Here is a 19,255-nt window from a genome sequence, read left to right as displayed (position 1 = left end):
AATGGCTGCGTGCAGGATTTTGAAAGGAGGCATGATCGTGACAGTAATTTTTGGCATCCTGGGAATATTGTGTCTCATTTATTATGGTGTGATCGTGATCTACTCCGGTGCGGGAACCTCATTTTCCGCCATCTGGATCGTGCTGGCGCTGGGATTTTTTATCATGGCGGCCGTGGGAAAGTTTTATCCGAGGATCCGTGACAGAGTGCCGGTGCAGATAGAGGTAACTGTGATCACATTCTTTTCAGCGATCGCATTCATCTTCATCGTTGTGGAGCTCCTTATGGGATTCGGCGCGCTGTCTTTTCAGAAAGAGAGCGTCAATTATGTGATCGTTCTCGGTGCGCAGGTGCGCGGAAATACGATCAGCCGCACGCTGGAGCGGCGTCTGGAAAAGGCTGTGGAGTACGCGGCATATCATCCGAACACGGTATTTGTGCTTTCCGGCGGACAGGGGGATGACGAGGACGTGACGGAGGCATCCGCCATGTACCGCTACATGAAGAGCCGCGGAGTCCCGGATTACCAGCTGCTTCTTGAGGAATCATCCCGCAGCACTTACGAAAATATGGTATACAGCAAAATGCTGATTACAGAGCGTGAGCGGATCCGCCGTGCGACACTCCGCGCCGCCATGGCGGAATCCGGATATCTTCTCCCCCCGGATGAGGAGATCGTGATCCGGGTCGGGATTCTCACCAGCAATTTCCACGAACTCCGCGCCAAAGGGATCGCCCGCCACGTCGGCCTCCCCAACGTCAGCGGCATCTCCGCAAAGTCGGATCCCGTGCTGTTTGTACATTTTTGCGTGAGAGAGTGTTTTGCGATATTAAAAGATAAATTTGTGGGGAATATGTAACCAAGGGGATCAAGCTTAGAAGCCCGACGCAAGCTTGCTTGCAGGCGGGATTATAAGTTTGAGACCCACTCCCCACATGAGTAAGTAGCCATTTTTTCGAAGAAAAAATGAGCGGATTACGAATGTGGGGGGCAGGATTGCGGGAGCACGAAGTGCGGAGCAATTCGGTTACGACTATAGCGTAAAAAAGAAAGGATTTTTTCAGACATGGAGAGCCAGATCGAATCAGTCAAAGCCCTTGACGCGTATCGTCTTCGGCAGGTAAAACATATCCCGGAACTGAATTCCGACGGTATGATCTTAGAGCATAAAAAAACAGGGGCAAATATTTTCCTCATGAGCAACGAGGATGACAACAAAGTATTCTGCATCGGTTTCCGGACACCGCCGGCGGACAGCACCGGTGTTCCGCACATCATCGAGCACACCGTGCTCTGCGGATCTGATAAATTCCCGGTGAAGGACCCGTTTGTGGAACTTGTAAAGGGATCTTTGAATACATTCTTAAACGCGATGACCTACCCGGACAAGACCGTGTACCCGATCGCGAGCTGCAATGAGACGGATTTCCAGAACCTTATGGACGTATATATGGACGCCGTCTTCCATCCGAATATCGGAAAAGAGAAGAAGATCTTCATGCAGGAAGGCTGGCACTATGAGCTCGAGAGTCCGGAAGATGAGATCACCTACAACGGCGTTGTATACAACGAGATGAAAGGGGTGTTTTCCTCTCCGGAGAGCGTTCTGGACAGCTTCATCCACACGGCAATGTTCCCGGATACCTGCTATGGCGTGGAGTCCGGCGGAGACCCGGAGGACATCGTAAAGCTGACTTACGAGGATTACCTTGCGTTCTATCATAAATATTATCACCCGTCCAACAGCTATATCTACCTCTACGGAGATATGGACATGGCGGAAAAATTAAAATGGCTCGATGAGGAATATCTCGGAAAGTATGACAGAAAAGAGATCAATTCCGAGATCCGGATCCAGAAAAAATTCAAGGAGCCGATCGAGCGGGAGATCTTCTATTCCGTCTCCGAGTCTGAGAGCCTTGACCATGCGACTTACCTCTCGATCAACACGCAGGCCGGAAACGAGCTCTCCCCGAAGGAGTATGTGGCGTTCCAGATCCTGGAGTATGTGCTCTTAGATGCGCCGGGCGCACCGCTTAAAAAAGCACTCTTAGACGCGGGGATCGGCGACGATATCATGGGCGGCTACGAGTATGGGATCCTGCAGCCGTATTTCTCAGTGATCGCAAAGAATGCAGAGCGTGAGCAGAAAGATGAGTTCGTGAAAGTTGTAAAATCCACACTGAGAAAACTGGTGGACGGCGGCATCGAGAAAAAGAGCCTGAAGGCCGGGATCAACAACTACGAATTCCAGTACCGCGAGGCGGACTACGGTTCTGCGCCGAAGGGACTCATGTACGGTCTCCAGTGCCTGGACAGCTGGCTCTACGGCGGCGATCCGATGATGCACTTAGAGTATGAGGAGACCTTCGCAGCCTTAAAAGAAGGCGCTGACCATGGATATTTTGAAGGACTTATCAGGACATACCTTCTCGACAACCCATATGAGGCGGTTGTGATCGCAAGTCCGAAGAAGAACCTTACCGCCCGGATCGAAGAGCAGACTGCAAAGAAGTTAAAGGAATACAAGGACAGCCTCTCCAAAGAGGAAATCGATGCGCTGGTTCGCCAGACAAAGGAATTAAAAGAGTACCAGGACACCCCGTCCCCGAAGGAAGACCTCGAGAAGATCCCGATGCTGACGAGAGATGAGATCGGAAGAGAGCCTGCGAAGCTGATCTTTGAGGAGACAAAGCTTGACGGCATCACCGTGGTCCGCCACGAGATGTTCACATCCGGGATCGGATATCTGAAAGTCCTCTTTAATACGAACCGGGTTCCGCTGGAAGACCTGCCGTATCTCGGACTCTTAAAATCCGTCCTCGGATATGTGGATACGAAGAACTACAGCTACAGTGATCTGAGCAGTGAGATCTTCTTAAACAGCGGCGGTGTTTCCTTCTCCGTAACCTCCTACCCGGATCTTGCGAAAGCGGGAAGCTTCACAGGAGTTTTCGTTTGCAGCGCGAGAGTCCTCTATGAGAAACTTGACTTTGGATTCGAGATCCTGGAAGAGATCATCAACCGCTCGGTTCTCGATGATGAAAAGCGCTTAAATGAGATCTTGAGCGAAGGAAAGTCAAAGTCCCAGATGAAACTCATGGGATCCGGTCACACGGCGGCCGTTGCGAGAGCGACCTCCTACTTCTCCGATACTTCCTATTTCAACGATATGACAGGCGGGATCGGATACTATAAATTCTTAGAGGACCTGGCAAAGAACTTTGAGACAAAGAAAGACGAGATCATTGCCGGCCTGAAGCGTGTGATGGCAGCGCTCTTTACGAGAGAGAACATGACAGTCAGCTACACAGCTGACCAGGAAGGATTCTCTTATCTGGAAGGCGCGATGAAGAAGCTTTCTGAGAAGATCCCGGCAGGAACCGGAAAAATCTATCCGTTCACAGCACCGAAGGAGAACAGAAATGAGGGCTTTACTTCCTCCTCCAAGGTCAACTATGTGGCACACTGCGGAACCTTCGCGGGAAGCGGATATTCCTACACAGGCGCGCTGCGGATCTTAAAAGTGATGTTAAGCTATGATTATCTCTGGATCAACATCCGCGTGAAAGGCGGTGCATACGGCTGCATGAGCGGCATCGGGCGTTCCGGTGAGGGATATTTTGTCTCCTACCGTGATCCGGAGGTGAAGAAGAGTGATGATATCTATCTCGGAATCCCGGATTATCTGGAGAATTTCGAGGCGGATGAGCGCACGATGACAAAATATGTCATCGGAACCATCAGCGATATTGATACTCCGCTGACTCCGTCCTTAAAGGGAAGCCGCGGACTCTCCGCATGGTATTCCGGAGTGACGGATGAGATGCTGAAAAAAGAGCGCGAGGAGATCTTAAACGCGACCGTGGAAGATATCCGCGCCCTCGCACCGATCACAAAGGCAGTCCTTGAGACAGGAGCTGTGTGTGTAGTCGGAAATGAGGATAAGATCAAGGCGGACAGGGAACTGTTCAAGGAGATCAAACCGTTATTTGAGTAAGAAAAAAGACTGCAAAGGGAACTGTTCGGCAGGTCTGCATACCATCTGCACCGACCGGAACAGAACCTGGGACAGGAAGAAAAAATACAGGGAAAAGTACGGAAACGTTTTTGAAAAAGCTAAGGAGAATTCATGAAAAAAGGATATAAATCAGGTTTTGTGACACTGATCGGCCGTCCGAATGTTGGAAAATCCACATTGATGAACCATCTGATCGGACAGAAGATCGCGATCACGTCGGAAAAACCGCAGACCACGAGAAACAGGATCCAGACCGTGTATACAGACGAGCATGGTCAGATCATCTTCCTCGACACACCGGGGATCCACAAAGCGAAAAACAAGCTCGGTGAGTACATGGTAAACGTTGCGGAGCATACACTCCGTGAGGTCGACGTGATCTTATGGCTCGTGGAGCCGGGAACCTACATTGGTTCCGGTGAGCAGCATATCTTAAAAGTGCTGCAGACCGTAAAGACACCGGTCATCCTCGTCATCAACAAGATCGATACGGTGAAGAAAGAGGATATCTTAAAGACCATCGAGACCTACAAGGATGCATACCACTTTAAAGAGGTGATCCCGGTATCGGCGATGAAGAAGACGAACACTGACACGCTGATCCACACGATCTTCCAGTATCTGCCGGAGGGGCCGCAGTACTATGATGAGGACACCGTGACCGACCAGCCGATGCGCCAGATCGCTGCGGAGCTGATCCGCGAGAAAGCACTCCGCATGATGTCGGATGAGATTCCGCACGGGATCGCAGTGACGATCGAGCGGATGACGGAGCGCGACAACGGCATGTTCGATATCGATGCGACGATCATCTGTGAGAGAGAGTCCCACAAGGGGATCGTGATCGGAAAAGGCGGTCAGATGTTAAAGCGCATCGGAACCTCCGCGAGGATCGAGATCGAGAACCTCATGGACACGAAGGTCAACTTAAAGCTCTGGGTCAAGGTCCGCAAGGAGTGGAGAGATTCCGAGCTGTATATGAAGAACTACGGATATAATTCGAAAGATATCTGATCACTCTGCTGCAGCATGGCTGGTCAGGCAGACAGATTTCTGTCTGCGGCCGTAGCAGGAAAGCTCTGGATCAGATGCAAGAGGTTATTAAAGGAACGAAGAAATGAGAGAACAGGTAGTCCTGACCGGGATGGTCATCAAATCTGCCCCGGCGGGCGAATATGACAGAAGACTCGTGATCTTAACCTGCGAGCGGGGAAAGATCACGGCTTTTGCAAGAGGTGCGAGAAGACCCGGAAGTACGCTGATGGCGTCCTCAGCCCCCTTTGTGTTCGGCACATTCTCCCTCTATGAGGGCCGGGACGCCTATTCCCTCGTCTCTGTGGAGGTACAGAATTACTTCCGGGAGATCACGGAAAATATGGAGGCGGCATGTTACGGATCCTATTTTCTGGAGTTCGCGGACTATTACGGGAGAGAGAACCTGGAGGCAGTCGAGACCTTAAAACTTCTCTACCAGTCACTCCGGGCACTCTTAAAGAGCGCGATCCCGAACCGGCTCGTGAGGGCTGTCTTTGAGTTAAAGCTCATGGAGATCAACGGCGAGTACATGGAAAAGCCTCTGGGAAGGCTGGAAGACTCCACGATCTATACGTGGGAATACGTTCTCGCGTCTCCGGTGGAAAAGCTTTACACCTTTACAGTCACGGAGAAAGTCCTGGAAGAATTCACAAAGTGCGTGGCGGAAAATAAGCGGCGATTTGTGGATAAAACCTTCCATTCACTTGACATTTTGGATGTTCTTGTATATAAATGATGTTAAAGGTTTTTTGACTTTTTTGGCAATGGATCATTCGTTGCTTTTCACGGGTAGGAATTTTCAGAACTGAAAATTCCGTATGATACAGTAGCGGTCGCGGATTTTGCCGATTTGGAATGCGAAGCATCGGTATCATAAACAGGTTTATCCTTAAAAATCGTTTTTGAGGATCAAGGAGGAATTATGAAAAAAGGACAGACGGCGGCAGCCATTCTCCTTCTCGCATTTGCCTTAAACGGCTGCGGCGGCGGAGTGGGAAAGACCGCATTTGCCCCGACGGAGACCAGCCTTTATGTCACAAAGGAAGGCACCGTCACCAGCGCAGATGTGGAAATCTGCGAGAATGATTATTACAGCGCCGATGAATTAAAAGCCTATGCGCAGGAGATGCTGGACGCATTCGAGAGCGAAAACCAGTCCGGAAGCAGTGAGAAAAAGGCTGAGATCACGGAATGTACCGTGAAGGATGGGACTGCGAAACTTCTCATCACCTTCCCGGATGCGGAGGAATACCTTCGCTTTGCGGCGGAGTATCCGGATGAGGAGAGCGGGATCCAGGTCGAGAGTCTGGATGTGGTTTCCGTGCAGGACGGAGTGGAAAAAGGCTATATCGTCGGTTCAAATTTCTATAAAGCAGGCGATGAAAAGACGGAAGTATCCGCTGTGGACATCACAAAACAGAAAAAGTTCTATGTGGTCTGTGTGACCGGCAGCGCGAAGATCCAGACGGACGGTGCGATCCAGTATGTGTCCGAGGGCGTGACCTTAAACGGGAATACGGCCGAGACGCCGAAAGGCGAGACGTCTTATATTATCTTCAGATAAAAGGATCCGGCGGAAATCCGCGGATCTTAGAGAGACGGGATCTTCAGTTTAAGATCCTGTGATCATGGCAATACGCCGGATGGGATGGAATTACCCCGAAATCCCAGGTGGTTGTAGATAGAATTACTTTCCGCATAAACCAGTGCGGAAGAGATCAAGAGGAGAGTCACAATGGAAAAGACAATGGAAAAAATTGTAGCACTTGCGAAATCCAGAGGCTTTGTTTATCCGGGTTCCGAGATTTACGGAGGTCTTGCAAACACATGGGATTACGGCAATCTGGGCGTAGAGCTTAAGAATAACGTAAAACGTGCGTGGTGGAAGAAATTCATCCAGGAAAATCCGTACAACGTAGGTGTGGACTGCGCGATCTTAATGAACTCCCAGACATGGGTTGCATCCGGACATATCGGCGGTTTCTCCGATCCGTTAATGGACTGTAAGGCATGTAAAGAGCGTTTCCGTGCCGACAAGCTCATCGAGGATTATATGGCAGAGAAAGGCATCGAGCCGGAAACTCCGATCGATGGCTGGAGCCAGGAGCAGATGAAGAAGTACATCGACGACAACCAGATCCCGTGCCCGAGCTGCGGAAAGCATGACTTCACGGATATCCGTCAGTTCAACTTAATGTTCAAGACATTCCAGGGCGTTACCGAGGATGCAAAGAACACCGTTTACTTAAGACCGGAGACTGCACAGGGTATCTTCGTAAACTTCAAGAATGTCCAGAGAACATCCAGAAAGAAAGTTCCGTTCGGTATCGGACAGATCGGTAAGTCCTTCCGTAACGAGATCACACCGGGCAACTTCACATTCCGTACCAGAGAGTTCGAGCAGATGGAGTTAGAGTTCTTCTGCAAACCGGGTACAGACCTTGACTGGTTCGCATATTGGAAACAGTTCTGCATCAAGTGGCTGCAGGATCTCGGCATCAAACCGGACGAGATGCGTGCACGTGACCATTCTCCGGAGGAGCTCTGCTTCTACAGTAAGGCAACCACAGACCTTGAGTTCTTATTCCCGTTCGGCTGGGGCGAGCTCTGGGGTATCGCGGACAGAACCGATTACGACCTGACACAGCATCAGAACGTATCCGGACAGGATATGTCCTACTTCGACGATGAAGTAAACGAGAAGTACATCCCGTACGTTATCGAGCCGTCACTCGGTGCAGACCGTGTAACACTTGCATTCCTCTGCTCCGCATATGACGAGGAAGAGTTAGAGGGCGGCGATGTCCGCACCGTTATGCACTTCCATCCGGCGATCGCACCGGTGAAAGTCGGCATCCTTCCGTTATCCAAGAAGTTAAACGAGGGCGCTGAGAAGGTATACGCAGAACTTTCCAAATACTACAACTGTGAGTTCGATGACAGAGGAAATATCGGTAAGAGATACAGAAGACAGGACGAGATCGGTACTCCGTTCTGCGTAACATACGACTTTGATTCTGAGACAGACGGCGCTGTAACCGTTCGTGACAGAGACACGATGGAGCAGGTTCGTATCCCGATCGCAGAGTTAAAGAGCTATTTTGAGGATAAATTAAGTTTCTAATGGAGTCCGGAACGTGCAAAGCACATGACTGGCTGCGGAGCGGATCTGCAGACGGCGTGTGAGCCGCATGTGATTTAGGACTTTATGACAGGATGAGGCGGCTGGATCTTATGTCAGACCGCCTCTTTCTTCTATAACAGGAAATGACAGACAGGAAAGAAAAATGGAAAAAAGTAAGATCATTCTGGCATCCGGTTCCCCGAGACGGAAAGAACTGCTTTTGCAGATCGGGATCGTCCCGGAGATCATCGTGAGCCATGTGGAAGAGAAGATCACATCGGACGTCCCTGCTGAGGTCGTGATGAGTCTCGCAGAGCAGAAAGCCGTCGATGTGGCAAAAGAGATGCCGGAGGGAACCGTGATCCTTGGGTCCGATACGGTCGTCGCGGCGGACGGAAAGATCCTCGGGAAGCCGAAGAGCCACGAGGAGGCGTATGAGATGATCAGGCGTCTCGCGGGGCGCAGCCATCAGGTCTATACGGGCGTCTGCCTCGTGAAAAAAGGACCGGAGGGAGAAGCGGATACGGTCGTTTCCTTCTATGATGAGACGGACGTGAATGTTTCCCCGATGACGGAAAAAGAGATCCGGGAGTATGCGGATTCCGAGGAGCCGATGGACAAGGCGGGATCGTATGCGGTCCAGGGATTTTTTGCAAGATATATCGACGGATTAAAGGGATCTTACGCGAATGTGATGGGACTTCCGGTGCATCTTGTATATCAGGAATTGAAAAAACTTGGTGCTTTATAAATGTGCAGACGGGTTGATTCAGCAGGTCAGCGCATCTTGCTGTGCTGACCGTAATAAAACATACTTGCAGACAATGATCTGTGAGGTCTGCGTACCTGTTGCGGGAGACACAGGAAAACATAAGCTTGAGGACAGAAATATGGGAAAATGGAACCGGTGGGGAAGGACGCTTGCGGCGGTCGTCCTCACGGCAGTGATTGTCTGCGGATGCGGCGTGAAAGAGACGCTGCTTTCCGGCAGAAAAAGTGAAAGAGAGTACGGGAAAGCCGAGAGCATGGTGATCGTCACCACGGAGCGGCTCCGTTATGAAGAATTATATACAGACAAGATCTGGGATGTCGCGGTGGACGAGTCCGGAACCACGTTTGAGGAGACTCTGGTAAACCAGATCCATGATTTTTTAAAGGAATTAAAGACGATGAGCCGCATGGCCGACGAGGAGAACGTCACACTCTCGGGAAAAGAGCGGGAGCTTGTGAAGCAGGCGGCGGCTCAGTATATGGAAAATCTGAAAAACGCCGGGGACAGCTTCGAGATCACCCGGGATGTGGCAGAATCCTTATATGAGGACTACTGGAAAGCGGAAAAACTGGTGGAGACCCTGACGGAAAATGTCAATCTGGAGGTCAGCGACAGCGAGGCGAAGGTCATCACGGTCGATGAGATCGTACTTTCCGACAAAGATCAGGCGGATGAGACCTTAAAAAAGGTCCGGACGGAGGGAACGGACTTTATGACGGTCGCAAAAGAGGTGTCCGAGGACCAGGAGATCGAGAAAAAGATCTCCAGAGGCATGAGGTCAGAAGAATATGAGCAGGTCGCTTACGCGCTGGCTTCCGGGGAGATCAGCGATGTGATCGGGGCAGACGGAAAATATTATATTCTGCGCTGCGTGAGCGATTACGATGAGGCCGCGACGAAGATCCGGAAGGAAGAGATGGTCCGGGAGAAGAAGAACGAGGCGTTCTATGAGACATACTCGGAGTACGCGGCGAAGGTCCATCTCGCGAAGGATGACAGTCTGTGGAAAAATCTTTCCATCACAGACGGGGAGAAGACATCGGCAGATTTCTTCGAGATCTTTGAGACGGTATGTAAGGAGACGGAATGACGGTCCCTCTGGTCTGCGCATCTGTTTGCGGACTGTGAGATCACATAGACGGAACGGCGTAACTATTCAGTAGGTCTGCGCACTTGCTGCGCTGACCATAATAAAGCACAGGATTGGAGGCAAAAATCCCATTGGCGAAGCCGATCTGGAATGGATTTTTGCTCGTAACTTGCCATGCATCCGAAGGAAAGCTCCAGGGGAGGTTTCTGTAGGTGTGAGGGTGCTGAACAGTTACGGAACGGCAAAAAATATATGGAGGTAAGCAATGGTAGCATTAAAGGTCGAAGAGCAGAAAGCATTTACGGAAGGGCTTTTTATCGGGGAGATCTTTGATAAATTTCTTGTCAGGGAAGCGGAGATCGTGACCTGGAACCGGTTTTCCATCGACGGAAAGATCCGTCAGGGATATTTTTCGGAAGAAGAGCTAGAGGAGAACCGGATCGAAGAATATTCTTCCTGGAAGAGCTTAAAGCCGATCTGCTACTCCCTGATCAGGGGAAAACGGCTGCCGGAGAGCTTCCGGATCGTATTTCTGATGCCGCCGTCGGCAAGAGACCGGTTTGTTTCCGGGAGAGTTCCGGGGATCAGTCCGGATCAGGTAGGAGGACTTTACATCAATGTCCAGTATGAAAACCAAGAGATGATCTGCGTTACGGGGACGTCCATGAAACAGTTTACCATGGATCGGACGCTGGAGAATGAATGGGACGAGAATGTAAGGAAATTCCTCCGGAAAAACGGGGTAGCAGTCAGCTAGGACCGGCTGCGGTCTGTAAAATATGGGGAACAGACCGGAAAGCAGCATCATTTTGGGAAAGGGGTTACTATCATGGAAAAATTTGCGGATCTTCAGTATGTCCGTCCGGACATGGAAAAAGTCTTTGCGCGCGTATCGGTGGATATCGCAGCGTTAAAGGAAGCAAAGAGCTATGAGGAGTTTAAAAATGCCTACATGGACTTCGTGGAGGCGGATACGGAGCTTGAGACGGCAAAGACAGTCGCTCATATCCGGAACACGATCAACCTTTTAGACAGCTTCTACGAGGGCGAGATGGCATATTTCAACAGCCAGATGCCGAAATACGGGATCCTGAAAAAAGAGATGGGAGAGGTCATTGTGGCATCCCCGTTCAAAGGCGAGATGGAGAAAGAATTCGGCTCCATCCTCCTGCAGAACATGGAAGCGCAGAAACAGCTCTCCGACGAGTGCATTGTGGACGATCAGGTGGAGGAAGCCGAGCTTGTCAACCAGTACATGAAGACCCAGGCGGCGGCCACCGTGGATTTCCGCGGAGAGCAGCTCGGGACATACGGACTCTTAAAACACATGCAGAGTACGGACCGCACTGAGAGAAAAGCGGCGTTTGAGGCGTGGGCGGAGCTCTATGCGGGGATCGCCCCGAAGCTCGACGAAGTCTATGACGGTCTCGTGAAGGTGCGCTCCGGAATGGCGAAAAAGCTCGGATTTGAGAGCTTTATCCCGATGGGATATCTGCGCCGCCGCCGTTTCGACTATACGGCGAAAGACCTGGAAGTGTTCCGGAAACAGGTGCGGGAGATCATTGTCCCGGCTGCGAAGGAGCTCTATGAGCACCAGAAAGAGGCACTCGGCATCGAGCATCTCTATTATTACGATGAGTCCCTGACCTCCCCGGACGGAAATCCGGTCCCGGTCGGTGATAAGGAATACCTGGTCGGTGAGGCTCAGAAGATGTACCGCGAACTCTCGAAGGAGAGCGGAGAGTTTTTCGATTTCATGATCGAACATGATCTCTTCGACCTGGAGTCGAAACATGGAAAGCGCGCGGGCGGATACTGCACGACACTTCCTCTCTACCATGCACCGTTCATCTTCTCCAACTTCAACGGCACGGACGCCGATGTGAATGTCCTGACCCACGAGGCGGGCCATGCGTTTGCCGGTTTCACAGCGGCAAAATTCCAGAAGATCCCGGAGCTCTGCCACTCCACAAGTGAGATCGCGGAGATCCACTCGATGAGTATGGAACTCTGGACTTACCCCTGGATGGAGAAATTCTTCGGGGACCGCGCGGAGCAGTACCGGAAAGAGCACCTCGCGGACGCTCTCATGAAGATCCCGTATATGGTCTGCGTGGATGAATTCCAGCACAAGGTCTTTGAAAATCCGGAGATGACCGCGATAGAGCGGAGAGCAGTCTGGAGCAGCCTGGAAAAGATCTATATGCCGTGGAGAGATTATGACGGCAACGAATTCCTTGAGGGCGGCGGATTCTGGATGCAGAAGCAGCACATCTTCTTGTATCCGTTCTACTATGTGGACTACGCGATGGCCCAGATGGGGGCGTTTGAGTTCTACACAAAGATGAAGGAAGACCGGAAAGCGGCATGGGCAGACTACTACAAACTCTGCGCAGCCGGCGGTTCCATGGGATATTTCGATCTCTTAAAATACAGCGGACTCCACAAAGTCCTGGATGACGGTTCTGTGAAGATCATCATGAAGGGCGTGTTTGAGGAGCTGGGATTATAAAAAGAAAGATAAGCAGCGGAACTTATTCTCTGAGAGTAGTTCCGCTGCTTTTTTCATCGAGAAGAATACAACATGCAATACGGCATAAATTGGTTACTTTTCACGGGTGGGAATTTTCTGAACTGAAAATTCCGTATGATACCGTTATGGCCGCGGATTTTGCCGATTTGGAATGCGAAGCATCGGCAAAATCCTGTTACAGTGCGCGGGCATGGAGTGCCCGTGTACTGTAACATAAATTGTAAAAACTTCCTCTTAGTTTTCAGAAAAAAGTAAGGAAAAAAGGGTCGAAATATGGTAGGATGATACTAGGGTCAAAAGGACGAAAATCCGATGCAAGCTTGCTTGCAAGAGGATTTCCGTCCTTGGGACCCGCCAAAAACATGAATAAGCAGCCATTTTTCGCAGAAAAATGAGCGGATTATGAATGTTTTTGAGTATTGTGAGAGCACGAAGTGCGGAACAATACGGTATCATAAGAAACCTAAAAAGGAGGACAAATCATGGAACAGATCGCAATCCTTGTTGTGGATGATGAGAAAGAGATCGCGGACCTTGTGGAGATCTACCTGGTCAGCGATGGATATAAAGTATTTAAGGCAAACAATGCGAAAGAGGGACTGGAGATCCTGGAAAAGGAGGAGATCCATCTGGTGCTCCTGGACATCATGATGCCGGGAATGGACGGACTCGAGATGTGCAGAAAGATCCGGGAGACGAACAACATCCCGATCATCATGCTGAGTGCGAAATCAACGGATCTCGACAAGATCCTGGGACTTGGGACCGGCGCGGATGACTATGTGGTAAAACCGTTCAATCCGCTTGAACTCACGGCCCGCGTGAAATCCCAGCTCCGCCGTTATACCCAGTTAAACCCGAACAGCAATACCGGAAAGGCGGCAAAGAACGAGATCACGATCCGCGGACTCTCGATCAACAAAGACAACCACAAGGTCATCGTGTACGGGGAGGAGATCAAGCTGACTCCGATCGAGTTCGATATCCTGTACCTTCTCGCGTCGAATCCGGGCCGCGTGTTCAGCACGGATGAAATCTTTGAGAAGGTGTGGAACGAAAAAGTATACGAGGCAAACAATACCGTCATGGTACATATCCGGAGACTGCGCGGAAAGATGAAAGAAGACACGAGACAGGATAAGATCATCACGACGGTCTGGGGGGTAGGATACAAAATTGAAAAGTGACTGGAGCAGAAACTTTTACACGCAGATCGCGGTCAATATCTTTTACAGCGCTCTGATCGCATGTCTGGTGGACGCGTTCCTGATCATGAATATCAACCTTCTGCTGGCATATCTGGACCAGACCAGGTACGCGAATATGATGATCTTCCAGATTTTCCGGATGGGGACGATCACGACGATCCTCTATGTCCTCATCGGGATCGGAGTCTTTTCCCTCACGCTTCTGCTGCTTGAGAGAAAGACGATGAAATACATCGGAAAGATCGCGATGGCGATCCAGAACATCTCCGAAGGCGATCTGAATACCCAGATCGAGGTCGTGGGAGACGATGAATTCTCTGCAATGGCATCCAATCTGAACAGGATGGAAGCAGATATCCGGAAGCTTATGGATAAGGAGCGCGAATCGGAGCGGACGAAGAATGAGCTGATCACGAACGTCGCCCATGACCTTCGGACACCGCTCACGTCCATCATCGGCTATCTGGAGCTTCTCTCCTCCGGACCGGCGATCAGCCAGGAGATGCAGAAAAAGTATATCGATATCGCCTATGTGAAGGCAAAACGCCTGGAAAAACTGATCGAAGATCTCTTCGGCTTTACGAAGATGAACTACGGCAGGATTTCCATGAACGTCGGAAAAGTGGACATCGTTAAGCTTCTCGGGCAGCTTTTGGAGGAATTTTATCCGAGTTTTATGGATAAGGACCTGACTTACGAGTTAAAGAGCAATGTCCCGTCCCAGGTGATCACGGCGGACGGAAATCTCCTCGCGAGACTTTTCGACAACCTGATCAACAACGCGATCAAATACGGGGCCGAAGGAAAGAAAGTCCTGGTCCAGGTGCTCGCGAAGGACGATATAGTCACGGTGTCCGTCACGAACTACGGCTATGTGATCCCGGCGGAGGAGCTGCCGCTGATCTTCAATAAATTTTACCGCGTGGAGCAGTCCCGCTCATCAAAGACCGGAGGAACCGGTCTGGGACTCGCCATTGCAAAGAGCATCGTGGACATGCATGGCGGAACGATCAGCGTGGCCAGTGACTTGAACGGAACGGTGTTCACCGTAAAGCTGAAGGTGGATTTTGATGTGAATAAGGAAAATTTTGCAGGCAATGCTTCACGCTAGGAATATCAGGGGAAATATATGAATCAGACGAAAAAATATCTGCTTTTTGGGTGTATGGCTGCCGTCCTTGTGACGGCGGACAGCTTTCCCGCTTTTGCCGGGGATTCGGAACTCTACGGAGTCAGCCTGGATCAGGAAGAACAGGCGAAAGCTCCGGTCGCTCTGGACATCACGGCCGCGTATGGGAAGACGGCCAGGCTCGGGAGTTTTGTCCCGTTAAAGATCCGCCTCTACGGCCAGTCGGAGAGTGCGTTTCAGGGGACTCTTACCGTGTCGACGCTGGAGAGCGTAAACAACGGGACGGCGGAACCGTATGAATATTCCTGGTCGGTCGAGGTTTCGCCTGCGGAGACAAAGAACATGGAGCTCTACGTCCCGCTGGGGCAGAAAAACGGCAGGATCTATCTGACATTAAAAGACGCGAAAAACAGGACCATGGGGGAAACCTCCATGGATTTTGACGTTTCAAAGGAAGAGAGCCGTCTCCTTGCGGGAGTTATCGAAAACAGACCGGGAAACTTAAACTGGCTCGACGGAGTCGGTCTGAATTACGGGATGGTCCAGTCGAAAACGGTCGAGATCGCGAAGGAGGACTTTCCGGATGACCCGAGAGGACTTTCGATGTTCGACCTGCTCATTGTAAACGGGATCGACTGCGGGACTCTTGACCAGGCACAGAAAGAGGCCGTGGCGGACTGGGTGAGCGACGGTGGTACCCTGATCCTCGGCACCGGAAAAAACGGCGGGAAAACACTGGAACTCCTGAGTGAAATGCAGACGGATATCACGCTGGAGGACGCGAAGACCGTGTGGATCGGAATGGGAACCGAGTACGCGGATCAGAATCCGGCAGAATCTGAGGTGCGCTTAAACTACGCGCAGGCGGAGATTCCGGGTGCTTCGGAACGGATGGTCACAGACGGGACCCCGCTCTTAAAGATCATGAGCTGCGGAAACGGACGGATCGGCGTTCTGGGGATCGATCTTTCGGAGATTACCGGCTTCGTGAAACGAAATCCTTCCTACGCGGCCTGGTTTCTCGGGGAGGTGTTCCGGGAGGAAGAACTGAACAGGATCTATTACTATTCCTATGGCCGGGATGCCGGCTACTGGAATGCCCAGAATCTTGTGAGCGGAGGAAATGCGAAGCGGCTTCCGAACCTTGTCCTCTACGGCTTTGTGATCTTTGGATATCTGGTCATCGCGGGGCCGGGTCTCTATCTGATGCTGAAAAGAAAAGGACTGAACAGGTATTACGGCGGTTCTTTGCTTGTCTTTTCGGCAGCAGCCTGCGTTGTGATCTGGGCGATGGGGGGAAAGACGAGATTCACGAGTGAGTTCTGTACAAGTGCGACGATCCTGGATGCGGAGAACGATACCGTCCGTGAGAAGACATTCTTAAATATCCGGACGCCGGACAGCAGCGGATTTTCCGTGAAGCTCACGCCGGACTACCGGGTCTCCCCGCTGACAAGGAGCGGACGGTATGATACGGTCCGCGTGGAGAACTTTGAAAAGAACATTCAGGCTGCGATTGGGATCCGGAAAGAGGCGGATGACACCGTGATCTTCAGCAGAAGATCAAAAGCGTTTGACTCCCGGTATTTTCTTCTGGAACGGGAGACAGAGATGCAGGGCAAAACGGATGCCAGTCTCACGGTATCGGGCGGAAAGATCAGCGGTTATGTTGAGAATCATCTGCCTGTGAAGCTGGAAAATGCGGCGGTCTATCTCTACGGACAGGTCGTGATCCTGGGCGATCTGGAGCCGGGACAGAGGATCGAACTGGAGAATGAGAAGCTTCTGGTATGGCCGGTCGGAATGACATGGCTGCTCGCGGATCGGGTCTGCGGCTATCCGGACCGCGCGGACGATTCGAACGAGGAATACATGGAAAATATTCAGAAATCCGGTCTCGGAGGATATTTTGCGGATCATTATTATTCCAGATATAACCCGGAAGTCCGACTCGGCGGCTTTATTCCGTCATCTTACGCGGGATCGGCCGGAATCCCTGCTGACGACCAGGACGGAAAGACGTTCTATACGGAACCGGTGAGTTGTCAGATGGGAAAGGACGGGGAGATCTACCGCTGTGGTCAGATGGCGGAGCCGTCTGTGAGTACCGGAATGGGCGTCAGCTACGGAAACGCCATGGTCCTGTACGGAACGGATCCGGTGATCGTGGAGTATGATCCGGGAACGGATATTCAGATCGGGACATATTCCTTCCTGCCTGTTTCGGAGCAGTTTTTCGAGGATGCGAGATATTCCTATATCGGCCGCTTTTCCGGAGAAGCGTCATTTTATAATGAGAAGACGGGAACCTACGATCCGGTCGATATCCGGAAACAAGATTTTACGAGGGAGGAACTGAGTGATTACATTGCCGCGGACGGGAAGATCACGGTTCGCTATTCCGGCGGGAATGACGCGGAGAATGGAACCAGTCAGGCACTTCCGCTCCTGATGGTCACGGGGAGGGAAAACTGATGCTGAAGATACAGGGACTGAAAAAGAAATTTGGCAATTTTGAGGCGCTCTCCGGACTCGACATGGAGGTTGCGGAGGGGGCGCTTTACGGCTTTGTCGGACCGAACGGAGCCGGAAAGACCACAGCGATCCGCATCATCACGGGACTCCTGAATGCGGATGAAGGCTCTGTCCTGATCGACGGAAAAGACGCGTTCTGCTACCGGGACCAGGTGAAGGACCTGTTTGGATATGTTCCGGATGAATTTGGTCTGTATGACAATCTGAAAGTCTGGGAATACATGGACTTTTTTGCCTCCTGTTACGGGCTTTCCGGCCTGGTGGCGAGAGAGCGGTGTACAAACCTTCTGGAACAGGTAAAGCTTGCGGATAAGGAAGACTTTTTCGTGGACAGTCTTTCGCGCGGAATGAAGCAGCGGCTCTGTCTGGCCCGCGCAATGATCCACGATCCGAAGCTTCTGATCCTGGACGAGCCGACCTCCGGGATGGACCCGAGAGCGCGTGTGGAATTCAAGGAGCTCTTAAAGGAGCTGTGCGCGGAGGGAAAGACGATCCTTGTGAGCTCCCATATCCTCTCGGAGTTGGCGCAGATGTGTACCGATATCGGGATCATTGATGCCGGAAAGATCGTTCTGTCCGGAAACATGGGGGATATCTTAAAGCAGGTCAATGATTCGAACCCGATCCGTGTCCAGGTTGTCGAGAATGTCCGGGAGGCGGTACAGTTTCTCAGGGCAGAGCCGGAGGTCCGGACGATCACGGTGGAAGGAAACGACCTCGTCGTGGGATTCCACGGCGGAAAGGACGCGGAAGCGATGCTTCTCGCAAAACTGGTAGCGCACAACATCGGGATCTGCGGATTCTGGAGAGAACAGGGGGACCTGGAGAGCATCTTCATGCAGATCACGGATCATGATATGGAAAAGGTGGTGATGACGAGTGAAGAATAATCCGGTCTATAAGAGGGAAATGCTGGTCCGGTCGAGAAGTTTCCGGATCCCGCTCATCATCATGATCTTTAACGGGATCCTGGCTCTGGTGGCGCTCTTAAACATGTACCAGAGCATCGCGCAGGTAAAGGTGAGCGGATCCGTCACCTATGAGAATTTTTTACAGCTCTACACGTTTGTGGCTGCCCTGGAGTTTATGATGCTGATGTTCATCATGCCGGCGCTGACGTCGGCCAGCATCAGCGGGGAGCGGGAACGCCACACGCTGGAGCTGATGTTTACGACAAAGATCCGCCCGGTCGACATTGTGATCGGAAAACTCGCGTCGGCGTTCACGCATCTGATGATCCTCGTGTTCTCGAGTCTTCCGGTCCTGATGCTGACCTTCATCTATGGGAGCATCAGTTCGCAGGATCTCTTCCTGCTGCTGTTCAGCTATGTGACCGTTGCATTGTACTGCGGAAGTCTCGGAATCTTTGCTTCTTCGTTGATGAAGCGCTCGACATTTTCGAATGTCATCACCTACGGGATCATGCTGGTCCTCGTGGTGGGGACGTACATGCTGAATGTGTTCCTGCTGAGGATCTCGGAGACAGAGATCAATATGATGGTGCTGGGGGCGGGGGAGACGATCCCTGAGCCGACTTCCGGGGCGGCCGTCTATCTGCTGCTCGCGAATCCGGCGATCACGTTCGCGCAGATCCTGGAAGGCCAGGTTGCGGGAGGCGGAGGAAACTTTAAGATCCGGAACTTTCTCGGAAGTCAGGCTGGGAATCTGATCACGGATCACTGGGTCTTCTTTAGCCTCATCCTGCAGCTTGTCCTGTCGGCGATCTTCATATGGGGAGCCGTCTTTTTCCTGGAACCGGTGAGAAGACAGAAAAAGGCTGATCTTCAGAGTACCCGCTGAGTTACTTT

15 protein-coding genes are annotated in these 19,255 nt (G+C 51.5%); all 15 read left to right on the top strand.

The window, feature by feature from the left end; translation table 11 throughout:
• Window positions 1-37: 37 nt before the first annotated feature.
• The 15 genes from ACI3EW_RS11705 (at window position 38) to ACI3EW_RS11635 (ending at window position 19,247) form a co-directional block, all read left to right on the top strand.
• Window positions 38-859, top strand: a complete 822-nt coding sequence (locus tag ACI3EW_RS11705) for a YdcF family protein (RefSeq protein ID WP_405578352.1) — start codon at window positions 38-40, stop codon at window positions 857-859.
• 207 nt (window positions 860-1,066) lie between these two features.
• On the top strand, window positions 1,067-4,000 hold the full coding sequence (locus ACI3EW_RS11700) for an insulinase family protein (RefSeq protein ID WP_405578349.1): 2,934 nt from the start codon (window positions 1,067-1,069) through the stop codon (window positions 3,998-4,000).
• Window positions 4,001-4,132: 132 nt separating this feature from the next.
• Window positions 4,133-5,035 carry a GTPase Era gene (gene era / locus ACI3EW_RS11695; protein ID WP_015555002.1) on the top strand — a complete coding sequence of 301 codons (903 nt, stop codon included), beginning with the start codon at window positions 4,133-4,135 and terminating at the stop codon, window positions 5,033-5,035.
• A 103-nt stretch (window positions 5,036-5,138) separates the two neighbouring features.
• Window positions 5,139-5,792 (top strand): DNA repair protein RecO, encoded by a 654-nt coding sequence (gene recO / locus ACI3EW_RS11690; RefSeq protein WP_118603289.1) that lies wholly within the window; start codon window positions 5,139-5,141, stop codon window positions 5,790-5,792.
• A 186-nt stretch (window positions 5,793-5,978) separates the two neighbouring features.
• Entirely contained in the window at window positions 5,979-6,620 is a 642-nt protein-coding gene (locus ACI3EW_RS11685; RefSeq protein ID WP_118532885.1) for a hypothetical protein, read from the top strand.
• Window positions 6,621-6,791: 171 nt separating this feature from the next.
• Entirely contained in the window at window positions 6,792-8,180 is a 1,389-nt protein-coding gene (locus tag ACI3EW_RS11680) for a glycine--tRNA ligase (protein WP_118532883.1), read from the top strand.
• A 163-nt stretch (window positions 8,181-8,343) separates the two neighbouring features.
• Window positions 8,344-8,931 carry a Maf family protein gene (locus ACI3EW_RS11675; RefSeq protein WP_118532881.1) on the top strand — a complete coding sequence of 196 codons (588 nt, stop codon included), beginning with the start codon at window positions 8,344-8,346 and terminating at the stop codon, window positions 8,929-8,931.
• A 139-nt stretch (window positions 8,932-9,070) separates the two neighbouring features.
• The gene (locus ACI3EW_RS11670; RefSeq protein ID WP_405578343.1) at window positions 9,071-10,042 is read left to right on the top strand and encodes a peptidylprolyl isomerase; all 972 of its coding nucleotides are present in this window, start codon (window positions 9,071-9,073) and stop codon (window positions 10,040-10,042) included.
• A 265-nt stretch (window positions 10,043-10,307) separates the two neighbouring features.
• On the top strand, window positions 10,308-10,799 hold the full coding sequence (locus ACI3EW_RS11665) for a DUF5721 family protein (RefSeq protein WP_118532877.1): 492 nt from the start codon (window positions 10,308-10,310) through the stop codon (window positions 10,797-10,799).
• Between the two features lie 72 nt (window positions 10,800-10,871).
• Window positions 10,872-12,554 (top strand): M3 family oligoendopeptidase, encoded by a 1,683-nt coding sequence (locus tag ACI3EW_RS11660; protein WP_405578339.1) that lies wholly within the window; start codon window positions 10,872-10,874, stop codon window positions 12,552-12,554.
• Between the two features lie 503 nt (window positions 12,555-13,057).
• Window positions 13,058-13,762, top strand: a complete 705-nt coding sequence (locus ACI3EW_RS11655) for a response regulator transcription factor (protein ID WP_118297076.1) — start codon at window positions 13,058-13,060, stop codon at window positions 13,760-13,762.
• Window positions 13,752-14,894, top strand: coding sequence for a sensor histidine kinase (locus ACI3EW_RS11650; RefSeq protein ID WP_118532873.1), 1,143 nt, complete (start codon window positions 13,752-13,754; stop codon window positions 14,892-14,894). Before ACI3EW_RS11655 ends, ACI3EW_RS11650 begins: the two co-directional genes overlap by 11 nt.
• Window positions 14,895-14,912: 18 nt before the next feature.
• Window positions 14,913-17,387 (top strand): hypothetical protein, encoded by a 2,475-nt coding sequence (locus ACI3EW_RS11645; protein ID WP_405578334.1) that lies wholly within the window; start codon window positions 14,913-14,915, stop codon window positions 17,385-17,387.
• Entirely contained in the window at window positions 17,387-18,337 is a 951-nt protein-coding gene (locus tag ACI3EW_RS11640; RefSeq protein ID WP_118321126.1) for an ABC transporter ATP-binding protein, read from the top strand. The genes ACI3EW_RS11645 and ACI3EW_RS11640 overlap by 1 nt, the downstream gene beginning before the upstream one ends.
• On the top strand, window positions 18,327-19,247 hold the full coding sequence (locus tag ACI3EW_RS11635; RefSeq protein WP_215703614.1) for an ABC transporter permease: 921 nt from the start codon (window positions 18,327-18,329) through the stop codon (window positions 19,245-19,247). Before ACI3EW_RS11640 ends, ACI3EW_RS11635 begins: the two co-directional genes overlap by 11 nt.
• Window positions 19,248-19,255: the final 8 nt, after the last annotated feature.

Origin of the sequence: Pilosibacter rotomagensis (assembly GCF_045062245.2) — a bacterium.
Taxonomy (GTDB): domain Bacteria; phylum Bacillota; class Clostridia; order Lachnospirales; family Lachnospiraceae; genus Pilosibacter.
Note: the sequence above shows the minus strand (reverse complement) of the source record. Positions and strands in the feature narration are given on the sequence as shown.